The sequence below is a fragment of the Anaerostipes sp. genome, from assembly GCF_018381315.1.
Taxonomy (GTDB): Bacteria; Bacillota; Clostridia; order Lachnospirales; family Lachnospiraceae; genus Anaerostipes.
On the sequence record NZ_JAGZSD010000031.1, the window covers coordinates 1 to 23,469 of the forward strand.

The 23,469-nt window shown below is 42.4% G+C and carries 20 protein-coding genes and 1 pseudogene; 1 reads left to right on the forward strand and 20 read right to left on the reverse strand.

The window, feature by feature from the left end:
• From KH180_RS16890 to KH180_RS15965, 3 genes and pseudogenes are all read right to left on the reverse strand, one after another.
• Positions 1–162, reverse strand: a pseudogene (locus tag KH180_RS16890) (sugar phosphate isomerase/epimerase); the annotation flags it as partial.
• A gap of 14 nt (positions 163–176) precedes the next feature.
• A complete protein-coding gene (locus KH180_RS15960; protein ID WP_290762183.1) occupies positions 177–1,190 on the reverse strand; it encodes a Gfo/Idh/MocA family protein in 1,014 nt (337 codons plus the stop codon).
• Between the two features lie 364 nt (positions 1,191–1,554).
• Positions 1,555–2,583 (reverse strand): LacI family DNA-binding transcriptional regulator, encoded by a 1,029-nt coding sequence (locus KH180_RS15965; RefSeq protein ID WP_290762186.1) that lies wholly within the window; start codon positions 2,581–2,583, stop codon positions 1,555–1,557.
• A 234-nt stretch (positions 2,584–2,817) separates the two neighbouring features.
• Here KH180_RS15965 and KH180_RS15970 point away from each other — a divergent pair, with 234 nt between their 5' ends.
• On the forward strand, positions 2,818–3,582 hold the full coding sequence (locus KH180_RS15970) for a DeoR/GlpR family DNA-binding transcription regulator (protein WP_290762189.1): 765 nt from the start codon (positions 2,818–2,820) through the stop codon (positions 3,580–3,582).
• A 173-nt stretch (positions 3,583–3,755) separates the two neighbouring features.
• On the opposite strand, the gene KH180_RS15975 is transcribed toward KH180_RS15970, so the two are convergent.
• From KH180_RS15975 to KH180_RS16055, 17 genes are all read right to left on the reverse strand, one after another.
• A complete protein-coding gene (locus KH180_RS15975) occupies positions 3,756–4,718 on the reverse strand; it encodes a transketolase family protein (RefSeq protein WP_290762192.1) in 963 nt (320 codons plus the stop codon).
• Positions 4,719–4,729: 11 nt separating this feature from the next.
• Positions 4,730–5,569 carry a transketolase gene (locus KH180_RS15980; RefSeq protein WP_290762194.1) on the reverse strand — a complete coding sequence of 280 codons (840 nt, stop codon included), beginning with the start codon at positions 5,567–5,569 and terminating at the stop codon, positions 4,730–4,732.
• 13 nt (positions 5,570–5,582) lie between these two features.
• On the reverse strand, positions 5,583–6,236 hold the full coding sequence (gene fsa / locus KH180_RS15985; RefSeq protein ID WP_290762196.1) for a fructose-6-phosphate aldolase: 654 nt from the start codon (positions 6,234–6,236) through the stop codon (positions 5,583–5,585).
• A 17-nt stretch (positions 6,237–6,253) separates the two neighbouring features.
• Complete coding sequence (locus KH180_RS15990; RefSeq protein WP_290762197.1) at positions 6,254–7,366, reverse strand: 4-hydroxybutyrate dehydrogenase; 1,113 nt, start codon at positions 7,364–7,366, stop codon at positions 6,254–6,256.
• Between the two features lie 348 nt (positions 7,367–7,714).
• Positions 7,715–8,848 carry a Gfo/Idh/MocA family protein gene (locus tag KH180_RS15995; protein WP_290762199.1) on the reverse strand — a complete coding sequence of 378 codons (1,134 nt, stop codon included), beginning with the start codon at positions 8,846–8,848 and terminating at the stop codon, positions 7,715–7,717.
• A 20-nt stretch (positions 8,849–8,868) separates the two neighbouring features.
• Positions 8,869–9,798 (reverse strand): sugar phosphate isomerase/epimerase family protein, encoded by a 930-nt coding sequence (locus KH180_RS16000; protein WP_290762202.1) that lies wholly within the window; start codon positions 9,796–9,798, stop codon positions 8,869–8,871.
• 29 nt (positions 9,799–9,827) lie between these two features.
• Positions 9,828–10,838, reverse strand: a complete 1,011-nt coding sequence (gene iolG, locus KH180_RS16005; protein ID WP_290762205.1) for an inositol 2-dehydrogenase — start codon at positions 10,836–10,838, stop codon at positions 9,828–9,830.
• Positions 10,839–10,891: 53 nt separating this feature from the next.
• Positions 10,892–11,710, reverse strand: coding sequence for a sugar phosphate isomerase/epimerase family protein (locus KH180_RS16010; protein WP_290762207.1), 819 nt, complete (start codon positions 11,708–11,710; stop codon positions 10,892–10,894).
• 22 nt (positions 11,711–11,732) lie between these two features.
• Positions 11,733–13,148, reverse strand: coding sequence for an MFS transporter (locus KH180_RS16015; protein WP_290762210.1), 1,416 nt, complete (start codon positions 13,146–13,148; stop codon positions 11,733–11,735).
• A gap of 310 nt (positions 13,149–13,458) precedes the next feature.
• Entirely contained in the window at positions 13,459–14,067 is a 609-nt protein-coding gene (locus tag KH180_RS16020) for an AAA family ATPase (protein ID WP_290762213.1), read from the reverse strand.
• 165 nt (positions 14,068–14,232) lie between these two features.
• Positions 14,233–15,585 (reverse strand): MATE family efflux transporter, encoded by a 1,353-nt coding sequence (locus tag KH180_RS16025; protein WP_330624606.1) that lies wholly within the window; start codon positions 15,583–15,585, stop codon positions 14,233–14,235.
• Between the two features lie 5 nt (positions 15,586–15,590).
• Positions 15,591–16,385, reverse strand: coding sequence for a 5-deoxy-glucuronate isomerase (locus KH180_RS16030; protein WP_290762218.1), 795 nt, complete (start codon positions 16,383–16,385; stop codon positions 15,591–15,593).
• A gap of 17 nt (positions 16,386–16,402) precedes the next feature.
• Positions 16,403–18,340, reverse strand: coding sequence for a 3D-(3,5/4)-trihydroxycyclohexane-1,2-dione acylhydrolase (decyclizing) (gene iolD, locus KH180_RS16035; RefSeq protein ID WP_290762219.1), 1,938 nt, complete (start codon positions 18,338–18,340; stop codon positions 16,403–16,405).
• Positions 18,341–18,624: 284 nt separating this feature from the next.
• Positions 18,625–19,503: an AraC family transcriptional regulator gene (locus KH180_RS16040; RefSeq protein ID WP_290762222.1), complete on the reverse strand. Its 879-nt coding sequence runs from the start codon at positions 19,501–19,503 to the stop codon at positions 18,625–18,627.
• Positions 19,504–19,651: 148 nt separating this feature from the next.
• Positions 19,652–20,542, reverse strand: a complete 891-nt coding sequence (locus KH180_RS16045) for an AraC family transcriptional regulator (protein ID WP_290762226.1) — start codon at positions 20,540–20,542, stop codon at positions 19,652–19,654.
• A complete protein-coding gene (locus KH180_RS16050; protein ID WP_290762228.1) occupies positions 20,539–21,957 on the reverse strand; it encodes a sigma-54 interaction domain-containing protein in 1,419 nt (472 codons plus the stop codon). The genes KH180_RS16045 and KH180_RS16050 overlap by 4 nt, the downstream gene beginning before the upstream one ends.
• Positions 21,958–21,999: 42 nt before the next feature.
• Entirely contained in the window at positions 22,000–23,457 is a 1,458-nt protein-coding gene (locus tag KH180_RS16055) for an AMP-binding protein (RefSeq protein WP_290762230.1), read from the reverse strand.
• Positions 23,458–23,469 lie beyond the last annotated feature (12 nt).

A 23,469-nucleotide genomic window follows, 5' to 3' on the forward strand; every position in this document is an offset into this window, starting at 1 on the left:
CGCCTCACATTCCCTGGAAAACAGGGGATGCTTATAAAATGGATTGATTCTTGGATGGGGAGACTGTTCAATATACTTGTAGCCCCAGTCTGCCACCTGATGTACCATCCGGTTGATATCCATCTGCTTTGCCAGAACGTCAACATCAAATGCTATCTTCATTTTTATTCCCCTTCCTAATTATAAAAATCCGGTTTTTCTTCCATTTCAATTTTTACAACAGTCTGAGTATCCCGTGCCTTGGATGCAGCTTTTGCCGTTACCTGTCCTACATATCCGTCCCATGCTGTCGGTCCGTCCACACGCCCTTCTTTTGTTGAATTAATCCATTCCTGAATTTCTACGTTATACGCATCAACAAATCTTGTTGACCAGTCGCTGTGGATTGCATGTCCGCGGACAGCATTAGCACATACCTCGATATTAGACGGTTCCGGAAGATTTAAAATTGCATCTTCACAGCATACTTCACATTTGATGTCATAGCAGTGTCCTGTATTAACGAATGCCTCTACGTCAATCCTCACCCCTGATTTCGTAGTCAGAATCATAACCTGCGGGTCCATCAGATTTGCATGAGTTCTTCTTGTGTTTTTTGCAAATACAACTTCTGCAGTATCGTAATCCTCATCAAGCAGCCAGCGCAGCACATCAATCTCATGAATCATGGAATTTTCTACTGCCATCGGTGTATCATAACTTTCATCTACGGCAGGATTCCTGTGTGCACAGTGCAGAAGAAGCGGCTCTCCATATGTACGGTTTTGGATAGCTTCTTTTAATTGACGGTATCCATGGTCATATCTTCTCATAAATCCAACCTGGACAAGTTTCTTTCCTCCTGCAATCTCTGCCTCAACGATTCTTTTGCAGGCTTCTGCTTCCGGTGCCAATGGTTTTTCGCAGAATACAAAGATGCCCGCCTTAATCGCAGCCATAACATACTGCTCATGATATGGATCAATCGTTGTAACGATAACTGCATCAATCTTTCCGGAAGCGATCATCTCTTCTCCGTCTTCATAAAAATCACATCCGTATTTCTCTGCAACCTGTTTCCCGAATTCTGTATTTACATCTGAACATGCTGTCACTTTACCGCCCTGCAGCTGATCATTGATTCGTTCAATGTGTGTCCTTCCGATTGCTCCGACTCCAACAACTCCGATTCTCAATTCTTTGTTATTCATAGTTCGTACTCCTTCATAATGTTTGTTTTAGTGTTATTTATAAAGAGCTCGTGCTCTTAACTTATGATTTTATTATATCAGCTTTTTTATAAAACACAATAAACAAATCACACAAGAATTCAACATGATTATTGGTACTTTTGCACACTACTATGATTTTTCATCCATTCGTCCCATATAAAATTTCAATTTCAACGCTTATTTTTAATTCATTTTATGTTTATACAAAGAGCTCGTGCTCTTTTTTTCAGCATTGTTATATTTTAGAAGAAAACAGATACGTTTTTTAGGGGCTTCTGAAGGAAGTCCCTATATAATAAAAAAGAAACCCCGGAATCTGCTTTTAAAATTCCAAGGTATCCTTCTATTCAATACATTCTTTTAATATGATCTTCATCTCTGTATATAAATGCTTGCGGGGAGGCTTCTTTTCATAGATCAGATAATCCATCATCACATCCAAAGCCTGTCCGCCCTGCTTTTTCAGCTCTGTGGCAATCGTTACATCCACAACTTTCTCCTTGACCAGTTCCAGCACTTCCGGATAATCTTCATAACAGATGACTTTGACATCTTCCCTTTTCTCCTGTCTCAGCACTTTCCCTACTTCTTTGACCCCTCCGCATGTAATAAAGATGCCGTCCAGTTTTTTCTCTTTGTCCAGCAGATTCTTTGTCTCCTGCACAATAATCGCAGGATCTTCGTCTGTACGGATGCTTTTCAGCATATGGATTTTGGGATACTCTTTTTCCAGAAGCCCTCTGAATCCGCCCTCTCTTTTGTCAAAAAAGAAAGACTGCCTGGCATCTCCGTCACTGGTAAAAACTGCAACACTGCCTTTCCCGTTCAGAAACTCTCCCATAAGCCTGCCTGCAACTTTGCCTGCCCTGGAACCATCCTGTCCGATAAAACAAAACCTCTGGCTTCCTTTTATATCAGAATTGACCGTTACCACCGGTATCTTCATACTCATACAATAGTTGATGGCGTGAACAATCTCTTCCGAGTTGATCGGGCTTAAAATAATCCCGTCAACCTTTTCCTCTATCATCTGATGAATCAGTTTCAGCTGTCCGTTGATGTCAGGATATATGACACTGTGATAATCCAGCTGTATATCAAAGGACTGATAAGAGCCAAGCGCTCTGCGAATCCCTTCCCTGACAATTTCTTCAGCATCAACCTTCAGCAGTATAATGCCGATCCTTATAGTCTTTTTCTGCATTTTCAGAGCCTGCCCGATGGGATTTGGTTTATACTCATATTTATCAATGATCCCCTGGACCCTCTGTCTTACTTCTTCACTGACACCCTCACGGTTATGCAGTACTTTGTCAACCGTTGACCGGTGCACCCCGGCCATCTCAGCAATCTGTTTAATCGTAATCTTCATGCCCGCTCCCTCAATCTTTGTTCCGACTTACTTTAAATCTAGTATACCTCATTATACCAAAAAAATCTAATCCTGCCTGATAAAAAACAGGACAAAGTTCAGATCATAAAACATTATCATGACTTACCAATTGCTTCTTTTCAATTTACTCATAATATACTATAATAGAACAAAGCTTTTATTTTTATGGCCTGTCTGAGCCAAAAACTAAAATAAACGAGAGGGAGTTTTTATATGCGCACAAAACGAATTGACGAAATAGAACAATATATTACAAAAGAAAAATCGGTTTCTTTAGATACTTTATGCGAAGTTTTCCAGGTCTCCAAAAATACGATCCGACGAGACATTGACACTCTTGCCAAATCAGGAAAGATAAAAAAAGTATATGGAGGCGTCACCTTAAATGACACACTTCCCTCTAAAAAACTTCTTCCGTTTGCAGAGCGCCATGAAAAGTTCGTAGAAGAAAAAAAGGCAATCTGCCGCCTTGCAGCCGACCATATTGAGGACGATGATATTATCTATATTGACACAGGAACAACCTGCCATAATATTGTCGATTATATCTCAGAGAAGCGCTGTACCATTATCACCAACAGCCTGCAGGTTTCCCTGAAAGCTCTTCCGTATGAGAACCTGACTGTTATTTCCCTTCCGGGTTATTTGAAAAGAGAAACCCTCTCTTTTGTAGATGTTAAAATTTCTGAATATCTTCAGACCTTTAACATCGGCAAAGCTTTCATGGCATGTACGGGTCTTTCCATAGAAAACGGCCTGACAAACGCTTCCGAGGAGGAATACCGGGTAAAAGAGGCTGTTGTCTCAAACAGCATGCAGCGTTATGTGCTGGCGGATCACTCAAAGTTCGGCATATTCTCTCTGATGACTTACTGCCCGCTGGAAAAAATCAATTATATCCTCACCGACCGGCTGCCCCAGGAAGAATATGCAGATTTCTGCCGGTCCAACTCCATCACTGTGGAAACTATAGAGTAAATTTTTCTCCACTATCTCCAGTCGACTCTGGAAAGGCCTCCTTCCGATAGTGAAGAAAAATTTTTCACTGAGCTGTCTCAATTAATAATCAAAAAACAAAAGCAGGGAGAAGCAAAACTTTTCCCTGCTTTTGTTTTTTATAGGTTCCGTATTCAGCACAGTATGCCATCTTTTTATTTTCTGGCTATTGCTTTTTTCGCACTTTCTGCAATTTGATCTGCAGTCATGCCAAATGTCTTTTTCAGGTATTCTACATCTCCCACTTCTCCGAAGCGGTCTTTTGCTCCGACTCTCTCCAGCGGAACACAGGCATTTTCACAAAGGACTTCTGCAACTGCTGAGCCAAGCCCATTGATAATGTTATGATTTTCTGCCGTCACAATGGCACCGGTCTTCTGGGCAGCTTCTACAACAGCTGCTTTGTCTATAGGTTTGACCGTAAACATATTGGAAACTGCGGCGCTGATTCCTTCTTTTTCAAGCATTTCAGCTGCTTTTACCGCTTCTGCCACCATAATTCCTGTTGCAAAAATCGTCACATCCTTACCGTCTCTCACCTTAGCGGCTTTTCCGATTTCAAAGGTAGATCCCTCTTCAAAGATTTTTTCACATTTCTTTCTGGAAAGGCGAAGGTAAAACACGCCGTATTTATCTTTCGTCTGACGCACCATATCTTCTAACATAATAGAATCTGTCGGCTCGATGATGGTGACCTCCGGAATACATCTCATCATTCCCATATCTTCAAGAGGCATATGAGTTCCTCCGTTTAAGGACGCTGTGACTCCCGGATCAGATCCTATAATTCTTACATTCAGCTTTGCATACGCTGCTGATACGAACACCTGATCCATAACACGTCTGGATGCAAATGTTCCAAAGGTGTGCACAAATGGGACCAGCCCTGTAGCAGACATTCCTGCTGCAACTCCGACCATATTTGCTTCCTGGATTCCGCAGTTAATTGCTTTATCCGGATGGGCTTTCCAGTATTTTGCCATCCCGATACTGTTCATCAGGTCAGCATCCATATAAATAACCCTGTCATCTTTAGACTGCATATCTTCCATGACCTGGGCAAACACACTTCTCATTTCCACTGCTTCTGTTTCTATTTTCTGGCAGACCTTGTACATAACTATCCCTCCTATCTTAATTCCTCTATCTCTTTTTTAAGGCGCTCAACCGCTTCCTGTATCTGTTCTTTTGTAAATGTCATGTGGTGATTATACAAGACACCTTCTGCAAAAGAGCATCCATGCCCTTTTTCTGTATTCAGTATAATCATTGAAGGTCTGTCACCTGCATTCCGCTTTGCATCTTCGATGGCGTCAATGATATCCTTATGATTATGTCCGTCACATTCCAGGCTGTACCAGCCGAAATCCTCGAACTTTTTCCGCATATCCCCCATCTCGCATACATCTTTTGTATATCCGTCAAGCTGCTTTTTGTTGTAATCTACAAAGGCAATTAAGTTGGAAACTTTCTGCTGTGCCGCAAACATTGCACCTTCCCAGACCTGTCCTTCCTGGCTTTCTCCGTCGCCGAGCACCAAGTATGTATAACAGTCTCTTCCCTGATACTTATTTCCCCATGCTGTTCCGATGGCTGTTGACATTCCCTGTCCCAGGGATCCGGTCGTCATGTCCACTCCCGGTGTCAGATTCCGGTCGCAGTGGCTTGGAAGAAATGTTCCCGGCTGGTTGACCTTCTGAAGGTCCTTCACATCAAAATATCCTTTTAAAGCAAGCGCTGCATAAACTGCCGGTCCGCAGTGTCCTTTTGATACAACCAGCCAGTCTCGGTTTTCCCATCCCGGATCTTTTGGATTGATCTGCATAACCTCTCCATATAACACAGCCATCAGGTCTGCCATGGACATCACTCCTCCGATATGCCCGGCACCGATCTTCTCCAGTGCCTCGACTGCTGCAATACGGATTTCTTTTGAAAATATAGCTAAATCTTTCAATTCTGTTGACATTATAGATTCCCCCTTACTCTCCGAATACTGCTCTGTAATCTGCTTTAAATTTTTCTATCCCCTGGTCTGTAAGAGGATGTTTTGTCATTTGTTCCAACACTCCATAAGGTACAGTTGCGATGTCTGCCCCTGCTAATGCGCAGTCAATGATATGGATCGGATTTCTTACGCTGGCACAAATAATCTCTGTATCCAGCCCGTGAACCTGAAACATCTCTGCAATGGTGCGGATAAGATCCACGCCAGTCTGTGAAATATCATCCAGGCGTCCCAAAAATGGTGATACATATTCAGCTCCTGCTCTGGCTGCCAGCAGAGCCTGGTTCGGAGAAAATACAAGCGTTACATTTGTCTTGATCCCTTCCTTTTTCAGGACTTTAACTGCCTTAAGACCTTCTGAAGTCATAGGAATTTTGACAACCATGTTCGGATGGATTGCAGCGATTTCTCTGCCTTCCTTTATCATGTCTTCTGCTTTTTCTGTAGTAGCTTTGACTTCTCCGTTGATCGGTCCTTCCACAATCGATGTGATCTCTGTAATGACTTCTTTAAAATCTCTTCCTTCCTTGGCGATCAAAGACGGGTTTGTTGTCACCCCGCAGATAATTCCCATGTCGTTTGCTTTTTTAATATCCTCTACATTTGCTGTGTCAATAAAAAATTTCATTCTTTCTTCCTCCTGTTTTAAAATAATTCCTTATAGATTTTTAACACTCTCTCTTCGTCTAACGGAACGAAATTATTGCCCATCAGGCGTCCCTGTGTTGTCATAACGCTTTCTGTAAATGCCTCCAAGTCCTCTCTTGTCACTCCGTACTCATGCAGTGCCTTTTTCGGCAGGATATTGTTGAGCAGCTCTTCCAGCTTGTCATACACTTCTTTTGTACTGCATCCCAGAAGTTCTGCTATGTATTGGTTCAGCACGGCGATCTCTCCGTCCTGCCGGATTTCCATATAGTTCTTTAAAACCCCGGTAAAGACTGCATAATTGCTTTCGCCATGTGCCACGTGGTAAGTTCCGCCCAGCGGATAACTGAGTGCATGGACAGCTGCACATCCCGCAGTTCCAAAGGCAAGCCCTGCGTAATTGCTGGCGATCAGGAAGTCTTCTATCAGCTCTTTCCTGGCATCCTGCCCTTCTTTGACTATTGTCTGAAATCCCCGGATGATCATTTCAATCGCTTTGTAGCCAAACAGCTTTGTATATGGTGTCGCTTTTGGAGACAGGCTGGATTCCACCGCATGGACAAGTGCATCAATAGAACTGGCGGCAAAAACCGGAAAGGGAAGTCCTTTCAGCAGTTCAGGAATCAAAACTGCACTGTCCGCAAACATAGCCTCTCCTGTGAGCCCCATCTTAACTCCCAGACGAGTACGGTTGATAATAGAAATATTTGTGACCTCACTTCCGGTTCCGCAGGTCGTAGGGATAATCACCAGAGGACGTTTTTTCTCGGTGACAGGCAGTTCATATAAATCATCCACAGATTCCCCGCTGGTAATCGCAAGAATCTTTGCAATGTCTATGATGGTTCCGCCTCCGATGGCAATGATTCTTCTGCATCCTTTTTTCATGGCATCGGCAATAATGGCATCCACCATCACATCCGTGGGTTCTCCCTGGCCGTATTGTTCCTGGAAAATCGTATCTACCGGCAGGCCAAGCTTTCCGAAATACGGTTCATATATATATTCATTTGTTAAAATAAGGTCCCCTGATTTTAATTCAAAAGCTTCTGCAAACTCTCTGCATGTTTTGAATTTAAATAATGATGGCCTGAAGATTATCTGTTCCATAAGCATTTCCTTTCTTTTTCCTGACATCTGACATTCTGCTGCATCTGTTTTCAGATAATCACCGACTATCTGAATTTGTCTTAATTATAGCGTTGAGGCGGAACCATTACATTCAGATTATTGTGCTGTTTTACCTCTTTATTGCACAAATTTCCGTTATTTTTTCTATCTTCTTCAATATCTTGCTTTTTAAGAAAAGACAGCAAAAAAACTCCTTGAATACACAGGAATCCAGTGTCACAGCAACTCCCCCAAACACAAAAAAAGCCGTATGAACGGTTTAACATTCATACAGCATTTTTTGTTTAGGAGGGGCTGATACATAATCTTATTACATCATTCTTCTGATTACTGTAATTCTGAAACTTTTACCCAGCGGTGTTCTTTCGCTGATTTTTCCATAGCAGCAAGAATGGTATCTACATAATGACCATATGCTATGTCAATCTTCACATCATGGCCATCTGTAATGGCAGTGAGAATATCATGTGCCTGAATTGCCATAACATCACCATAAGAAATTCCCAGTTCATCTGTACCGCAGAAGTTTGCATAATCACCATTCCGTGTATTGCCTTTTATGGTCTTATAACCGCGCTCGTTTGGCTTACAGTCATTAGAGTAATACATCAAATCATTAATATGTGATAATTCAAATTTCACAGAGCCCTTGCTGCCCTGGATCTCATAGGCGAGACTGTCCGGTCTTGCCACAGAAACACGGCTGGAAGACATGGAACCGATACGTCCGTCTTCATATTTTACAATCACATAAATCTGGTCATCTGTGTCAATCTCAACTGTCTTTGATAAATCTTTGCTGTCCGGACGCTCTTTGTAGACAGTATCCCAGGAAGCAAACACTTCTGTGATCTCTTTTCCGACAATCATGTCAGAAAGACTTACAACATGTGCTGTCAGATCACCCAGTGAACCAGTGCCGGCAATCTTCGCCATCTGTCTCCATGTAGCCGGTGTTTCCGGATCTGCACAGTAAGAGCAGTCAAATTCTCCGCGGAATGTAACAAACTCACCCAGATCCCCATTGTCCATTAAATCTTTTGCTAATACATTAGCAGGGCATTTGGTATAAATAAAATCCACAAGAGTTTTTACGTTATTTTTCTTAACGGCATCAACCATTGCCTGGCCGTCTTCCAGATTATTTGCCATTGGTTTTTCACAAAGAATGTGTTTGCCTGCTTCTGCCGCAGCTATGGCAATCTCTGCATGTGTAAAGTTCGGTGTGGCTATAACCACAAGATCTACTTCAGGATCATTGATAACGTCTTTCCAATCTGTTGTAACTTTTTTATATCCAAACCGTTCTGCTGCCTCTTTTGCCGCATTCTCATTGATATCTGCAACAATTTCAAAAACCGGAAGAACATCGTGATATGCCTGACGAACATTTGTCATACCAATAGAATGGTAGATTCCCATCCAGTTTGCCCCGATTAATCCTACTTTAACTTCTTTCATAGATTTTTCCCTTTCTAATTTTAAATTTTATATCCAATGCTTTTCAGAAAATCCACACTCGCTTTTACATTCGGCAGACTGTTTTCCACATTTCGCGGATCACATTCCTGCTCAATCGTTATGTATCCGTTATAATTGATCTCTTTCAGCACATCTGCAACTGCATTATAATCAATCATTCCCTGGCCGATCGGACACATTGATCCTCTTGCACATCCGTCAAAGAACCGAATATGTTCCTGCATGATCTCATTGTATACTTTCGGATCGATGTCCTTGAAATGTACATAATCTAAGCGGTCCTTATACTTTCTCAGCCACTCGATAGGATCAAGCCCCGCATACTGCAGATGCCCTGTATCTAATACAAAGCCTGCAATATCATTCGGAATATCTTCTGCAAGACGGTCTATCTCATCGCCGAATTCAATATATCCTCCGCAGTGCGGATGCAATACCGGCCTGACGCCATAACTGTTTGCACGTTCAGATAAGCCCTTAAAATGTCTCATCATCTGATCCCAGTCTTTATCACTAAGTCTTGGTGCCTTGTCTGAATGACCGGCTGCAAAGTCTCTTTCGTCATGTCCCCAGTCCATAATGGTCATGTATGGAGTCGGCCTGCGCTGTCCGTCCTCAACCGGCAGAGGCGGCAATTTCGTAATCAGATTGCATATTCCGTCTACCTGTTTCAGCAGTTTTTCATAATTCTCTTCACTGAGCATATCGTCAAAAATAGTACCTGCAACGATTGATAATTGATTTTTATTTAATTCCTCGGTCACATGCTCCACATCATCTGTGGGAATCCATCCGTTTGGTCCAAGCTCAATTGCGCGGTAACCTGCTTCATGAGCCTCGCTCATTACCCTCTGCCAGGTAGGAAGATTTGGATTTGTGATATCATCCACTCCCCAGCAGCACGGTGCTCCGCATATATTTATACCCATACCGTCATTCCTCCTAATATAACATCTTTTTATTCGTCTACTTCAGATATTTTTACAGGCCGTCCCTCTTTTAATGACTTATTAGCTGCTGCAGCCATTAAAACCGGGTATAATCCGTCTAAGTCTGTTACCTCAGGTGTCTTGTCATTCACCACTGCATCTGTAAAAGCTTTCATTTCAGCGATAAATGCCTGTGTATAGCGATCCCACATTACCTGATATGTTGCACTGGATGTCACTCCGTCCTTACGTGAAACAGCAACTGTATTCGGAAGATCGTTTTCATCCTGTACCGCACCTTCAGATCCTAAAACTTCAATACGCTGATCATAGCCGTAAACTGCCTGTCTGCTGTTATCAATAACACCGATCGCACCGTTTTCAAATGTCAGTGTCACCAATGCCGTGTCAACATCTCCTTCAGCTCCGATGGCCGGATCAATCAGAACCGCACCTTTCGTATAAACCTCTGTTGCCTCACATCCTGCCAGGAAACGGATCATGTCAAAATCGTGAATCATCATATCATAGAAGATACCGCCGGAATGTTTCACATAGTCAATCGTAGGAGGCTGCGGATCGCGGGATGCAATTTTAATAATATGCGGAGTTCCGATTTTGCCTTCACGGATAGCATCATGCACTGCACGGTGGTTATGATCAAACCGGCGGTTAAATCCGATCTGAAGCTTTACTCCCGCTTTCTTTACTGCTTCCAGAGCAGATTTCACACGCTTCACATCATGATCCACAGGTTTTTCACAGAAAATATGCTTTCCTGCCTCTGCTGCTTTTACAATATAGTCTGCATGTGAATCTGTGGATGAACAGATCAAAACTGCTTCAATTTCAGGATCGTTAAAAATGCATTCCACATCTTTGGTTACCACCGGAATTCCAAACTGGTTCACGAAAGCTTCATTTTCTTCTGTCAGATAAGGATCTGCTACAATTTTTATCTCCATTTCACGGACTGCTGTGCTGATATTTTCGATATGTACCTTGCCAATACGTCCTGTTCCAATAATTGCTACTATCATTTTATTTCTCCTTCCTTGTATCAGTGTAAATACTGATTGGTTGTATGGTTGTATTACAGAACTGCTTCTTTTAAGATCTTAATATCTTCTTTTAAAAGTTCATATGGACTGCTGCCCATTGTACGAAGCGGCAGCTGATCATAATAGTTTTCCAAAAGATAATAGCCGGAAAAATCGTGATTTTTCAGCCATTCAACTGTCTCGTAAAAACCGGAATCACCGGTTCCAAGCAATCCGCCGCTCATTGCGTTGTTTCCGTCTTTCACGTGAAGCTGGTTACACATATATGGATAAAGTCCTTCTAATATTTCGATCTCGTTATATCCTTTAAAGAGGTAATAATTCTGGCTGTCAAAATACAAGTAAAAATTTTTACGGTCCACCAGCTCTGCCATTTCCTTAAACGCATCCGGTGCCATCGTATTCTCGCTGGCCACAGAGATTCCGTTTTGCCCGGCTTCATCACACAGATACTGGAATGCCCGGACACTATGCTCCAGATCTTCCTTGGATTTCACTTCACTTGCAGCAAAACCCGGTACCTGGATGATCTTTACTCCCAGAGCCTTTGCTGTTGCAACCGCACGCTTCAGAAGATCCCATACAATGTCATACTCTTTTGTATCCTTCCTTGCATGCATCGGAATATTGTCGAAGTCATTTAATGCAATGGCACAATATTCAATTCCATATTTCTGCTGTTCACTCAGGTAAATCTTCTGCATTTCAGGGTGTGTGATCGGGTAATCATTTTCGTAAAGGCCAATCTTTAATGATATGGCATCCAGTCCGACAGATGCTGCGATTTGTGTCGCATATAATCCTGATCCCGGAAGTCCCCAGTCACAAATACCTAATTTAATTTTTCCCATATAAATGCTCCTTTCTGTGATGCTACTCCATCTCCATTGCTTCACGTTCTGCAAGTTCCTTTACAATCTGCGGATAAATCTTATCAAGCTTATAGAGCAGCAGGACAATGACTGCGACGCCCCATATAGCAATCGGACCAAATTTATAGATTGCCATAATCATATCTTTTGCCGCCTGAGGCTGAACTGCTCCTCCGGCATTGGAACTTATATATCCGGCACTTGTCAGCAGCATACTGATCAAAGCACTGGTCAACCCTGTACCAACCTTAAATCCAAGAGATCCTCCGCCAAAAACAAGGGAATCCTGTCTGATATTAAATTTCCAATAACCATATTCGATGACATCTCCCATCATGCTGAATACCAGAGCCGTCAGCGGCGCCTGTCCGATTCCACGCAGAATGGTAATAAACAATGCCCATTCAAAACTTTGTGCATTTGCCATAAATGCGACTTGTGCAGCAACTGCAAGAATACATCCTGCCAGAGAAAGATCTCGTTTGTTAAATCTCTTCAGCAGCAGCGGACATATGATTGCCCCGCCTATCAATGTAAGATTTTCCGCAAGATACAGAGTACTGTACATCCATGTGGAATTTCCAAATATGTATTTACAGTAGTATGGCATATCGGTTCCAACTAAGGTTGCGTGAATACAGGTGATACTCCAGAGAATGAGTGTGGCCCAGAAATACGGATTTTTAACCAGCGCGGCAAGATTCTTTTTAAATCCAACTTTTGCTTTAGAAACCTTTTCCGGCATTTTTACATTTTCTTTACATTTTGAAAAGCTGAAAATCAACAGGACAAATGCGATTGCACACCACATGATCATTGCTTTCACCCATGCGGAACGGTCGTTGCCGAACAGCTTCACAATAGGCATTGAAAATGTTACAGAAATCAAACGCCCTACCGGCGCCAGTGCCATACGGACAACAGAGAGCATATCGCGTTCATGGGAAGATCTGGTCATCATCGTTGACAGTGAACCAAGCGGTACGTTCAGTGCTGTGTAACAGATTGTGGTACAAAGATTATACGTAACGAAGATATACCAAAACTGAATTGTTACAGAGGTCTGAGGTACTGTGAAAAGTGCCACCGAAGTAATAACATAAGGTATTGACATCCATAAAAGCCATGGGCGGGACTTACCCCAGCGCGATTTCGTTTTGTTTACAATGACTCCCATGATAACATCAGATGATCCGTCAAAAAGTCTTGAAATCAACATGACCAATCCCACTGTTGCAAATGGAATTCCTGCATAGTCCGTATAAAAAAGTGTCAGCAGTGTATTAATCATGCCATATACTATATTGCACGAAGTATCAGCACATCCATAAGCAATTCTGGAAATCCATGGGATCTTAACAAAACCGCTTTTTTCTAACCTTTCTTCCGTTTCATCCTTCTGCTTTAAGTTTTCCAATTTTCCACTTCCTTTCAAAAATCAATTTATTAATATCTATATCATTCATGAATGTTTGTATCTTTATTATAAGAAAAGAGCCCCCGAATAACTATCAATTTCTTGCTGGATTATTCCGCTAATTACCTGGATCTCCGGGCAAACTTACTGTTTCTTGCTTTCTTCCTGCCGTATCATATTTATACGCAAAAAAATACCACGGAAAGGCAAAAAAATATATCTCCTATTTCGTCAGCCTGTATGGATCAACCGCTGACAATAGAAGATATATTTAAAACTTTTTGACTTTCTTTGGACCTCCACAAAACTCCTATAATTTTGCCTGATTTTTTTCTATATATGAGATAATGAGATCTGCAGCCTTTTCCGGCGTCACTGTCCCCATATTTATCATCATGTCATAAATCTGAGGATCTCCTATTTCTCTTCCTGTGTGCATAGAATAATATGCCCTGCGCTGTTTCTCTATTTTATTAAGCTCTTTCAGTGACATATGATTATATTTCTCTTTGGCACGCTGTGCTCTGAATGCATCATCCGCATATGTATAAAAAGAATAGCGCCGCGGATAATTCTCCAATATAAAGTCTGCACATCTTCCCAGGAAAATTGCGCTTCCTCTGTCCGCCAGCTTTCTCATGATCACAGACTGCTGGAGAAACATCTGATGATTGTCCGTAACCTGATGTGCATCTCTCGGATAAAATGCATTTGATCCGAAGGTGATCCTTCCCGGCTTATAAGACATTTTATTTAAAGTTTGATAGTCCATTTCTTCCATTCCCATTTTTGATGCCGCTTCCATCAGAATTTCCCGATCAAAATATGGTACACCCAGTTTTCTGGAAAGCCATTCGCATACTTCCCGCCCTCCGCTTCCATATTGTCTGCTGACTGTAATAATTGTATGTTCAAGCATAATACTAAATCCTCCCATCGTTATCATTTTTTACAGAATCATATTTATTATAAAATGTACATTTCAGATTACCACTGTTATCTTGCTTTCTTCACTGTTATGGAACAGCAGAAAGGACAGAAGATTTTTCTCTATTATGAACAAAATCTCCTATCCTTTTACATCTTATATTTCTGCTCTTGTAACCTGTTTTACCCAGTTCCATTTTCTCAGATGAATTACTACCGGGATCGTTTTATATAATTGATCAGATTTTAAGAAAAAGAATACGGCCATCGGCGGACACTTTAATACAAATGCTGCAATTGCAGACAGCGGCACTACAATTCCCCACATACTGACCGTATTCATTTTCATACTGAAAGAAGTATCTCCACCCCCTCTGATGATCCCGTTGTCACAGGCCATTTGATAGGAGGTTCCCACTGTTGTAACCGCAAGCACACTCATAAACTGTAATGCCAGCTGATGTGCTTCAGAAGATATATGATAGAAACTGAGAATCGGCCCGCGGATCAAAAAAATCAATGATCCTGAGACAATCCCAATTGTTATAAAAATGACCTGAAGAGTATGCACCATTTCATGAAGCTTCTCCATGCTGCCTTCTCCTATTGTGCGTCCTATGGTCATACCGGAAGCACTTGCCGCTCCATAAGCGACTACCGATATAACCTGAAATACAATGGTCGCTATGGAATTTGCCGCAATTGCCGCCGCACCCAGATGACCCAGTATGGCAGTCTGTATCATCTGTGCAATCCCCCACTGTGCCTGATTTAGAAGTACAGGAAACGATACATGAACATAATCTTTGATATAAGAGGAATTGATGTTTATTAATTTTTTAAGAGTCAGATTTAATTTATGTTCCCTGTATTTTAAATAAATAATAACAATCAGCAATTCTGCACAGCGGGAAACCAGCGTTGCAAAGGCGGCACCCCGGATCCCCAATTCAGGGAATCCAAAATTGCCATAGATTAAGCAGTAATTCAGACAGATATTAATAACCAATGTTGCAGCAGAAATAATATATCCTATAGACACAATGCCTATGGAGCGGAGAGAGGCAGTCAAAATATTTGTTGCTGTAAAGATAAGGTAAGTAAAACATATAATACGCAGATACCTCACTCCTTCTGCGATTACAGCCTGGTCATTTGTCAAAAGCCCCAACAGCTGTCCCGGCATGACAAGTGCAAAAACAAACATTACAGCAGCCATGCCCACTCCAAATCTCAGCGTTACACCAATAATATGGGGAATCGGCTCCAGTTTTCCTTTTCCCCAGTACTGGCTGCCAAGTACAACAGCACCTTCTCCCGCACCCACAACCAGCATCTGAAGCAGAAATTGGATCTGATTGCACAGAGCAGATCCTGACAGAGCAGTTTCGCTGTATGCACCCAGCATAAGATTGTCTGCAAGATTGACACTATATACCAAAAGATTCTGAAACGCCAAGGAGATTACTAAGATTCCAAAATATTTATAAAATGCTCTGTCTCGGATCAACGAACTCACCTTTCAGGGAAAAACTTGGCATCTTCCTCTGTTACCCAAGCATGTTCTTCTACAACCGTCGTTACAATGTTTTTGTCATCCTGCAGACGGATGCACCACAGATAGTATTCTGCGTATCCAGGTGCAGCAGCCTGTGAATGGGTCACGTTGCATGGCATTCCCGTCAGATCATTGTTCTTTACCTTATATGCATCATCACCGTATTCTGCCAGCCCATAACCATTTTCCGGAAGGAATTTGTAATAATACATTTCCGGCTCCACGTGCTGATGAGGCGGGTAGGAAGACCATTTTCCAGGGAAGTGCACCACTTCACCAATGAAGAAATTTGTCTCAGGACAGTTGGAACGGTCAAAGAATGTTCTTACCATTCTGGTGGAGCACTCGTTCATCTGTCCTGCACCGCGCTCCTCGTTTGCACACAGACAGTCTTCTGCACGAAGAAGCCTTGCCTCAAATGTTTTCTTATTTTCTGTACGGCAGACTGCAATCTCTGCTTTTTCAGACTGACATGTTATGGTAACTTTTGTGTTTTCCGGCACATGGAGCAGGATTGCTCCTTCATGGAAACAATCTTTTCTTTCTACTGTTTCCATCTTGCCTTCCCATGTAAATGTTACTTCTCCTGACAGGAGATCATATACGACTTCCTGTGCATAATCAAAATTCATGACATCTGTGTTTTCCATGGCCACAACACCATATTCCATTCCCATCATTTCAGGATGTTCCACCGCAGAAATCATCTCATTGTAGCCTTTTTCAAAAGGCTTTTTACTCGTATATTTCATTTTTTACCTCCATACTTTTAGTATAATCTTGCTTCTTCCAGTTTTTCATCAATTCTTTTTCTCGCTTCTTTTACTGCGTCAGATTTAGAGGTAGAAGCCACTCCGATATGCCACCATGATTCATAGCCTTCTGCCATAGTCTTTGGAAGCACTTTTGCGTCAATGATACAGCTGCATGTTTCTTTTTTCGCCGCCTTAACCGCTTCTCTGAATTCTTCAGAAGTTTTTGCCGTAAATGGTTTCATGCCGTAGCCTTCACCCACTTTTGCAAAATCAGTATAAACATAATTTCCATCCATCTTACCGGTTTCTTCATTTCTGTACCGCATTTCTGTAGCCAGACTGCCGACACCATTTCCCATCTGAAGGTTATTGATACATCCAAATGCTGTATTATCGAAGACAACCACTGTAATTTTCTGTTTTTCCTGAATTGCCGTTGAAATTTCTGAATTCAGCATCATGAAGGATCCGTCTCCAACCAGAGCATACACTTCCTGATCAGGAGCTGCCAGCTTCGAACCAAGAGCTCCGGCAATTTCGTATCCCATGCAGGACGCACCGTATTCCATGTTATATGTATCTTTTACATCTGTTACCCACAAACGTTCCAGGTCTGCCGGAAGGGAACCTGCTGCCGCAACAACGATAGCATCATCGTCAATCTCTTCCCTGAGGATTCCCACTGCATTGGATTCTGTAATGGTTCCTCCGATGTCCCGAAGATAATCGTTGATTATTTCCGGTGTCCAGGATGGTACACAAGGGACAAAATCCTCTCCGCTGTACTCTGCACTTAAAACTGAGAGACGTTCTTTTTCCCAGGTATCTTTGATTTCTTCAATCTCTGTTGTATAACCGCTCTTATATCCTTTGGCCCTTAAACGTTCCATGATAGCTTCCATAGTCACCTTTGCATCTCCCACACAGCGGGCTGCATCAAGTTTTTCAGCATGGAATTCTGAGGTATTGATGGCAAGTACTTTCACATCAGGATTGCGGAACAATACCCATTTAGAACCGGTTACAAAGTCATTGAATCTTGTTCCGACACCGATTACAAGGTCTGCATCTTTTGCCAAAAGGTTTGCTGCCAGGCCTCCGGTAACCCCAACTCCTCCTACGCTTAAATCAAAAGAATCCGGAAGTGCAGAATGACCTGCCTGTGTCTGGGATACCGGGATATTGAATTCTTTACAGAATTCCATCACAGTTTCTCCTGCCTCAGAGTATCTCACTCCGCCTCCTGAGATCATCAGCGGTTTTTTCGCATTCATAATCAATTCAACTGCATTTTCAAGCTCATACTCATCTGCACATCTTCTTGAAATATGGTGAACTCTTTTCTTGAAGAAAGATTCCGGATATTCAAAGCTTTCTCCCTGCACGTCCTGAGGAAGTGAGATCACAGCAGTTCCGCAGTCTGCTGAATCAGTGAGCACACGCATTGCATTGATCAATGCTGACATTACCTGCTCCGGACGTGTTACACGGTCCCAATACTTTGCAACCGGCTTAAAACAGTCACTTGCCGTAATCGTAAGATCTGATGCCACTTCCATCTGCTGAAGAACCGGATCCGGCTGTCTTGTAGAAAAACTGTCTGAAGGGAAAAGCAGCAGAGGGATATGGTTGATAGAAGCAGTCAGTGCAGCGGTTACCATATTTGCTGCCCCAGGTCCGATAGATGATGTACAGGCAATAATACGGCGACGATTATTCTGTTTAGCATAGGAGATTGCAGCATGTGCCATTCCCTGCTCATTTCTGCCCTGGTATACTCTAAGGCGTCCCGGATCTTCCTCCAGAGCCTGACCAAGCCCCACTACCATACCATGGCCGAAGATTGTAAACATCCCATCGACAAACGGTGTTACTTCCCCATCCATTTCAATGTATTGCTCGTTTAAAAATTTCACAACTGCCTGGCCGACGGTCATTTTGATTTTTTTCATGTTTATTACTCCTTTCATTCATTCACTTTTAATGATAAACCTATTATAGAGCCGGACAGGGTTCATTACATTCAGATTCTTGCCTTAAACCCGCACCGTTTCCGGCAATTTCATCTGTTTTTTTGAATGTACTTCACTATTTTGCTTTTCTCAATTTGTGTGCATTCTTCACGAAGTGCTTTTTCATTGCATAGGACGCACTTTCCTATGAAAAAATAAAAAAACCTCCAAGTATTTTCATACTTAAAGGTTTTTAGACAATGATACCGGATGTCCCGTCATGCTTACATTACAGCGTAAGAGAGATTTTCTTTTTCTTTGTCCCGATATAAGATTCTATAATTTCTTGGTGATATCCCTACATTTTTTGAAAAGATGGTGTTGAAATGATTAGGGTTGCCGTATCCAACCAACATTGCAATTCTTGTCACCGTGAGATCCGTTCCGATCAGAAGAGACTGTGCCTCTCCTATCCGCCTTCTTAACATATACTGCATTGGCGAATATCCATAAAATTCTTTAAATGTATGTGCCAGATAATAAAGGCTGACATTTAACTCTTTCGAAATAGTCTGTAGATTCACATCATTCATATAGTTATGATCAATATAGTCTTTGATCTGTTCTGCAAGAATCCCCCGGTCTGTATCAAACCCTTTCTCATCCTCCAAAGGTTTTCTGAGTACACATCCAATTTGTTTTAACAAAGCATCCAGAAGGTGCTGGCAGCACTCCTCTGCTCCCGGAAGGTCCCCGCACAGCAGATAAAACATCTGGCTTAAAATTCCGTCAATGACTCCAAAACTGTCACCGGCAGGAATCACCGGAACCTGACTGTCCCTGATCACTGCATTCTCCCTCAGGCCGTCTTTGAAAATATTAGACACTGCACAGGCATAGTTAGAAACTTTACTTCCATACTCATCATGGATCACTCCACTATTTAACAGAATCAAGTCTCCCTTTTTCACCTGATATCGTTTCCCATTGATCGTATAATAGCCTTCTCCGTCACGTACCAAAAGAATCTCCACAAAATCTTCATGAGCGTGCATAATTCTTGGGTGCACACAATCTTCTGCATTTATACGGCTCATATATAACAACTCTGGTGTTTTTTCTCTCTGAAAACCATTTTTCTGTTCTACAAAGCACTGTACCATTTTGCCCTCCATTTCTTTCCGTTTCATCTTACAGTATTATCATACCGTCACACTGACGAATGCACAATGCACATTCTTGCCCATTGTACAGAAATAAATACTTAACCTGACAGTCTAATGGATGGGTAATAAATGGTACTCAGACATCTCATATGTTATTTTCTTGCCCTTTTTTGTCGCCGCTCACTATTTTTCCAAGAAATTTCCGGTAGGTACCGGGTGTAATGCCGAACTTTTTTTTGAACAGCTGGTTAAAGTATCCTGGATTATCATACCCTACAAGCTCAGCAATTTTAACTACAGAGTCATCTGTATCCGTCAGCAGGATCTGTGCATGTCCAAGCTTTCTGTTAATCACATACTGGTTGAGAGAAAATCCAACATTCTTTTTAAAAATCCGTTCCAAATAAAAGGGACTTACAAACAAAAGATCTGATATATCTTTTACCGTAATCTTATTTAAATAATTTTCATCGAGATAATCTTTTGCCTGCTTGACAAGCTCACTTTCTTTTCCACTGGATGCGTCTTCAGAATCCCGGCTGAGTTCCAGTACTTTCATGACTAATACAGATGCCAGGTACCCGCAGAGAGTTGGGGACAATTCTGTTCCTGAGGTGCTTTCCTGCAGAAGCAGCTGAAAAACAGAAGAGATCCAGCCTCTGTTTTCTCCGCATTTTATCACCGGGATTTGGTGATCCAGAACCAGCTGGTTTTTCCTACGGCCCTTTATTTTTAATTCCTTGATCGCACAGCTGCAGAATGTCAGGGGTTTTTCACCCCTGAATTTTTCCTCATGGGGAGTGTCGGCATTGAAAACGAGAAGATCTCCCTCCTGTGTATCATAGGTGCTGCTCCCAATGGTATGTATTCCTTCGCCTTCCAAAATATAAATGATCTCCACCCGGTTGTTATGTGAGTGCATCGCCTGAAAGCTCTGCCCTCTTTTTAATTCCATCTGGCAGACATGATGCAGTACCGGATATTGATTATCTTCAAATACTTCTTTGTAGTCACATTCTTTAAAATGGTAAATCATACTTCCTCCATAGATTGCTTCCGTTTCCTTACAAATGTGGACGGCGCCATTCCAAGGCTTGCTGCCGCATCTCTGACATTCCCATAGGTTTCATAAGCATGATTCATATATCTAAGTTCTATGCGATGCAGTTCTGACTTTAAGTCTATGAACTTGTCTTCTCCTTTTTTTCTGTCCTCTATGGTCTCCCTTTTTTCTCCTGTATAAACCGGTATGCTCTCCGGTCCGATCAGATCGTCACTGCTGATAATAACAGCACGTTCTACCAGATTTTTCAGTTCTCTTATGTTTCCCGGCCATTGATAATCCCGCAGAAGCTCCAGTGCATCAAACGTAAAGGTTTTATGAAACCCATACTTTTTGTTCAGCTTTTTGAGAAAAAGCTGAACAAGAGGTTCGATATCATTCCTGCGCTCTCTCAGCGGCGGTATATGGATAGGAAATACCATCAGGCGGTAAAAAAGATCTTCCCGGAAACTTTTTTGTTTTACCATCTCCTCCAGATCCCGGTTTGTTGCCGCAATAATCCTTACATCAATTTTAACCGGCCTGCTGCCGCCGACCCGTTCTATTTCCTGTTCCTGGACGACACGCAGAAACTTTACCTGCATATCCAGCGGAAGTTCCCCAATTTCATCCAAGAAGATGGTCCCTTTGTCAGCCAGCTCAAATAGCCCCAGTTTGCCGTTCTTGTTTGCCCCGGTGAAAGCTCCTTTTTCATATCCGAACAATTCACTTTCCAGCAGATTGGCAGGAATGGCCCCGCAGTTTACTTTAATAAAGCTTCCGCCTTTCCGCTTGCTGTTTTGAAAAATATACCTTGCAAACTCTTCTTTTCCCACACCGGTCTCTCCAAGCAGCATGACCGTAGCATCCAGCCCTGAAACTTTATCAGCCCAAAACAGTGCATCCAATGTGTTTTTATCCTGTGCCACCATCTGGCTTCCGAATAAATCCCCCTGAACATGGTTCAGCTTCTGCAGCAGCTTTTCCTCTTCCTGTTCTCTCCTGCCAACCTCTTCTTTCAAATGGTAAATTTCCGTCAGATCCCTTACGTTCGTTACAACCATAATGATCTGGCCATCCTCACCGTAGATCGGACTGCTTGTGATCACTGCCTTTTTCCCTGTCTCGAATTCCTGCTGCAGAGTCACGACCCGGTTCTCCCGGATTGCGGTCAGGGAACCTGATACAGAGATCACCTTCTCTTCTTCCAGCTCCTGCATATTTTTTCCTATCATATCTTCTCTGCGCAGACCTGTAAGTGTCTCATATGCCTGGTTAACCTTAATTGTATTGGCTTTTCCGTCCGTAATGTAAATACCGTCAAAAGAATGCTCTATAATCGCATCCAGACGCTCATTGGCTTCCTGTACATTTGAAAAAATTCTTAATTCTTTTCGCTGGCTGTTCATTCCTTCTGCCTTTCACATTCTAACCTTTGTTTCTTCTTTATTCTAACATGGATCCTCTTTGCCGGCATAAACTTTTTTGAGTTCTTGATATAATATTTTTCCTGAACTGTTTTTTGGCATCTCGCTTATATAATGGATATGAAAAACCGATGAATTGAGATGAAATTTCTTTGAGAGAAAGGCTGCCGTCTGCCGGCCGCTTTCACTCTTTTCTCCTGCAATGTAAACATCCATTCTGTCATCCTGTCCGCTGCATGCAATTTCTGTTTCCGGAAAATACGCTTTCAGGATCTGTTCTGCCTCATCAAGATTCACTCTGTTTCCCAGTATTTTCAGAAACCGTTTCTTTCTTCCTGTAATATAGTAAAATCCATCCCGGTCTCTTTTTGCTATATCTCCTGTTGCCAGGCATCCGTTCCGTTCATCTCCGTATTCCAGATCCTTCTTTTCCTGTGCATATCCAAGTGTCACATTAGGCCCTTTATAAAACAATTCCCCTTCTTTCTCCGGTTCTGAAATTTCTTTTGCCCTGCCGCCTGCCTCTTCCATCAGAAAAAATGTTCCTCCCGGAATTGCGGTGCCGATACTGCCTATTTTTTCGCCGGCATATTCAAACGGCAGATAAGACATCCTGGCAGTTGCCTCTGTCTGCCCATACATAACAATAAATTTTCTCCCTGTTTTTTCTGCATAGGCTGCAAACCTGCGCTGAAGATCCGCTGATAACTTGCCTCCGGCCTGAGTCATCGTTTTCAAAAACGGCAGGTCCATTTCCATAAACCCAAGTTTTAATAACATTTCGTAGGTAAAAGGCACCCCGCTTATAGAGGTGCCTTTCTCCCGCCGGAAAAAATCCCAAAATTCTTTTTCAAACAGCGTTCTGGACGTCAGAAGAATAGACGCTCCAGCCTCCATATGACTGTTGATCACAGATAAGCCGTAGGTATAATTCATAGGAAGGGTTGTGACCGGCCTTTCTTTTTCATCAAGATCCAAATATGTTTTAATAGACAGGGCATTGGCACTGATATTGGCATAACTCTGCCTGACCAGTTTGGGACTTCCGGTGCTCCCCGATGTAGTGAGCAGAAGAGCCAGCTCCGGGTTCAGCCTTGTCTCTTTTTGGGGAGATCGTTCAAACAGCCGGTATCCATACCGCCTCAGCACAGTCCTCGAGCCTTCCTGAAGATCCCCCCTTTCTTCCCGATCAGGAACATACAGATAATCCGGGTCATAGGCTGCAAAAAGATTCCGGAGCAGTTCTTCATCCATCTTTGCGTCTAAAAGCAGCGGGACTACTCTTTGCCGCAGGCAGGCAATATATCCCATCACTGAACCCGCTGTATTTTCACAGAGCAAAAATGCAAGTTTCCGCTCCTTAACAGCCTGTGAGAACTGACTGCAAAACTCATCCAGCTGTCCATAGGACACAGTCCTTCCCTGATCCTCAATCAAAAAAGGCTGGTCTCTTCTTTGCTTCCTCTGTTCAAAAAAACACATAAATCTTCCTCC

Excerpts from the sequence above, each read along its gene's own strand:
- KH180_RS15960 (WP_290762183.1), bottom strand. The coding sequence starts at position 1,190 with ATGAATAACAAAGAATTGAGAATCGGAGTTGTTGGAGTCGGAGCAATC.
- KH180_RS15965 (WP_290762186.1), bottom strand. The coding sequence starts at position 2,583 with ATGAAGATTACGATTAAACAGATTGCTGAGATGGCCGGGGTGCACCGG.
- KH180_RS15970 (WP_290762189.1), top strand. The coding sequence starts at position 2,818 with ATGCGCACAAAACGAATTGACGAAATAGAACAATATATTACAAAAGAA.
- KH180_RS15975 (WP_290762192.1), bottom strand. The coding sequence starts at position 4,718 with ATGTACAAGGTCTGCCAGAAAATAGAAACAGAAGCAGTGGAAATGAGA.
- KH180_RS15980 (WP_290762194.1), bottom strand. The coding sequence starts at position 5,569 with ATGTCAACAGAATTGAAAGATTTAGCTATATTTTCAAAAGAAATCCGT.
- fsa (WP_290762196.1), bottom strand. The coding sequence starts at position 6,236 with ATGAAATTTTTTATTGACACAGCAAATGTAGAGGATATTAAAAAAGCA.
- KH180_RS15990 (WP_290762197.1), bottom strand. The coding sequence starts at position 7,366 with ATGGAACAGATAATCTTCAGGCCATCATTATTTAAATTCAAAACATGC.
- KH180_RS15995 (WP_290762199.1), bottom strand. The coding sequence starts at position 8,848 with ATGAAAGAAGTTAAAGTAGGATTAATCGGGGCAAACTGGATGGGAATC.
- KH180_RS16000 (WP_290762202.1), bottom strand. The coding sequence starts at position 9,798 with ATGGGTATAAATATATGCGGAGCACCGTGCTGCTGGGGAGTGGATGAT.
- iolG (WP_290762205.1), bottom strand. The coding sequence starts at position 10,838 with ATGATAGTAGCAATTATTGGAACAGGACGTATTGGCAAGGTACATATC.
- KH180_RS16010 (WP_290762207.1), bottom strand. The coding sequence starts at position 11,710 with ATGGGAAAAATTAAATTAGGTATTTGTGACTGGGGACTTCCGGGATCA.
- KH180_RS16020 (WP_290762213.1), bottom strand. The coding sequence starts at position 14,067 with ATGCTTGAACATACAATTATTACAGTCAGCAGACAATATGGAAGCGGA.
- KH180_RS16030 (WP_290762218.1), bottom strand. The coding sequence starts at position 16,385 with ATGAAATATACGAGTAAAAAGCCTTTTGAAAAAGGCTACAATGAGATG.
- iolD (WP_290762219.1), bottom strand. The coding sequence starts at position 18,340 with ATGAAAAAAATCAAAATGACCGTCGGCCAGGCAGTTGTGAAATTTTTA.
- KH180_RS16040 (WP_290762222.1), bottom strand. The coding sequence starts at position 19,503 with ATGGTACAGTGCTTTGTAGAACAGAAAAATGGTTTTCAGAGAGAAAAA.
- KH180_RS16045 (WP_290762226.1), bottom strand. The coding sequence starts at position 20,542 with ATGATTTACCATTTTAAAGAATGTGACTACAAAGAAGTATTTGAAGAT.
- KH180_RS16050 (WP_290762228.1), bottom strand. The coding sequence starts at position 21,957 with ATGAACAGCCAGCGAAAAGAATTAAGAATTTTTTCAAATGTACAGGAA.
- KH180_RS16055 (WP_290762230.1), bottom strand. The coding sequence starts at position 23,457 with ATGTGTTTTTTTGAACAGAGGAAGCAAAGAAGAGACCAGCCTTTTTTG.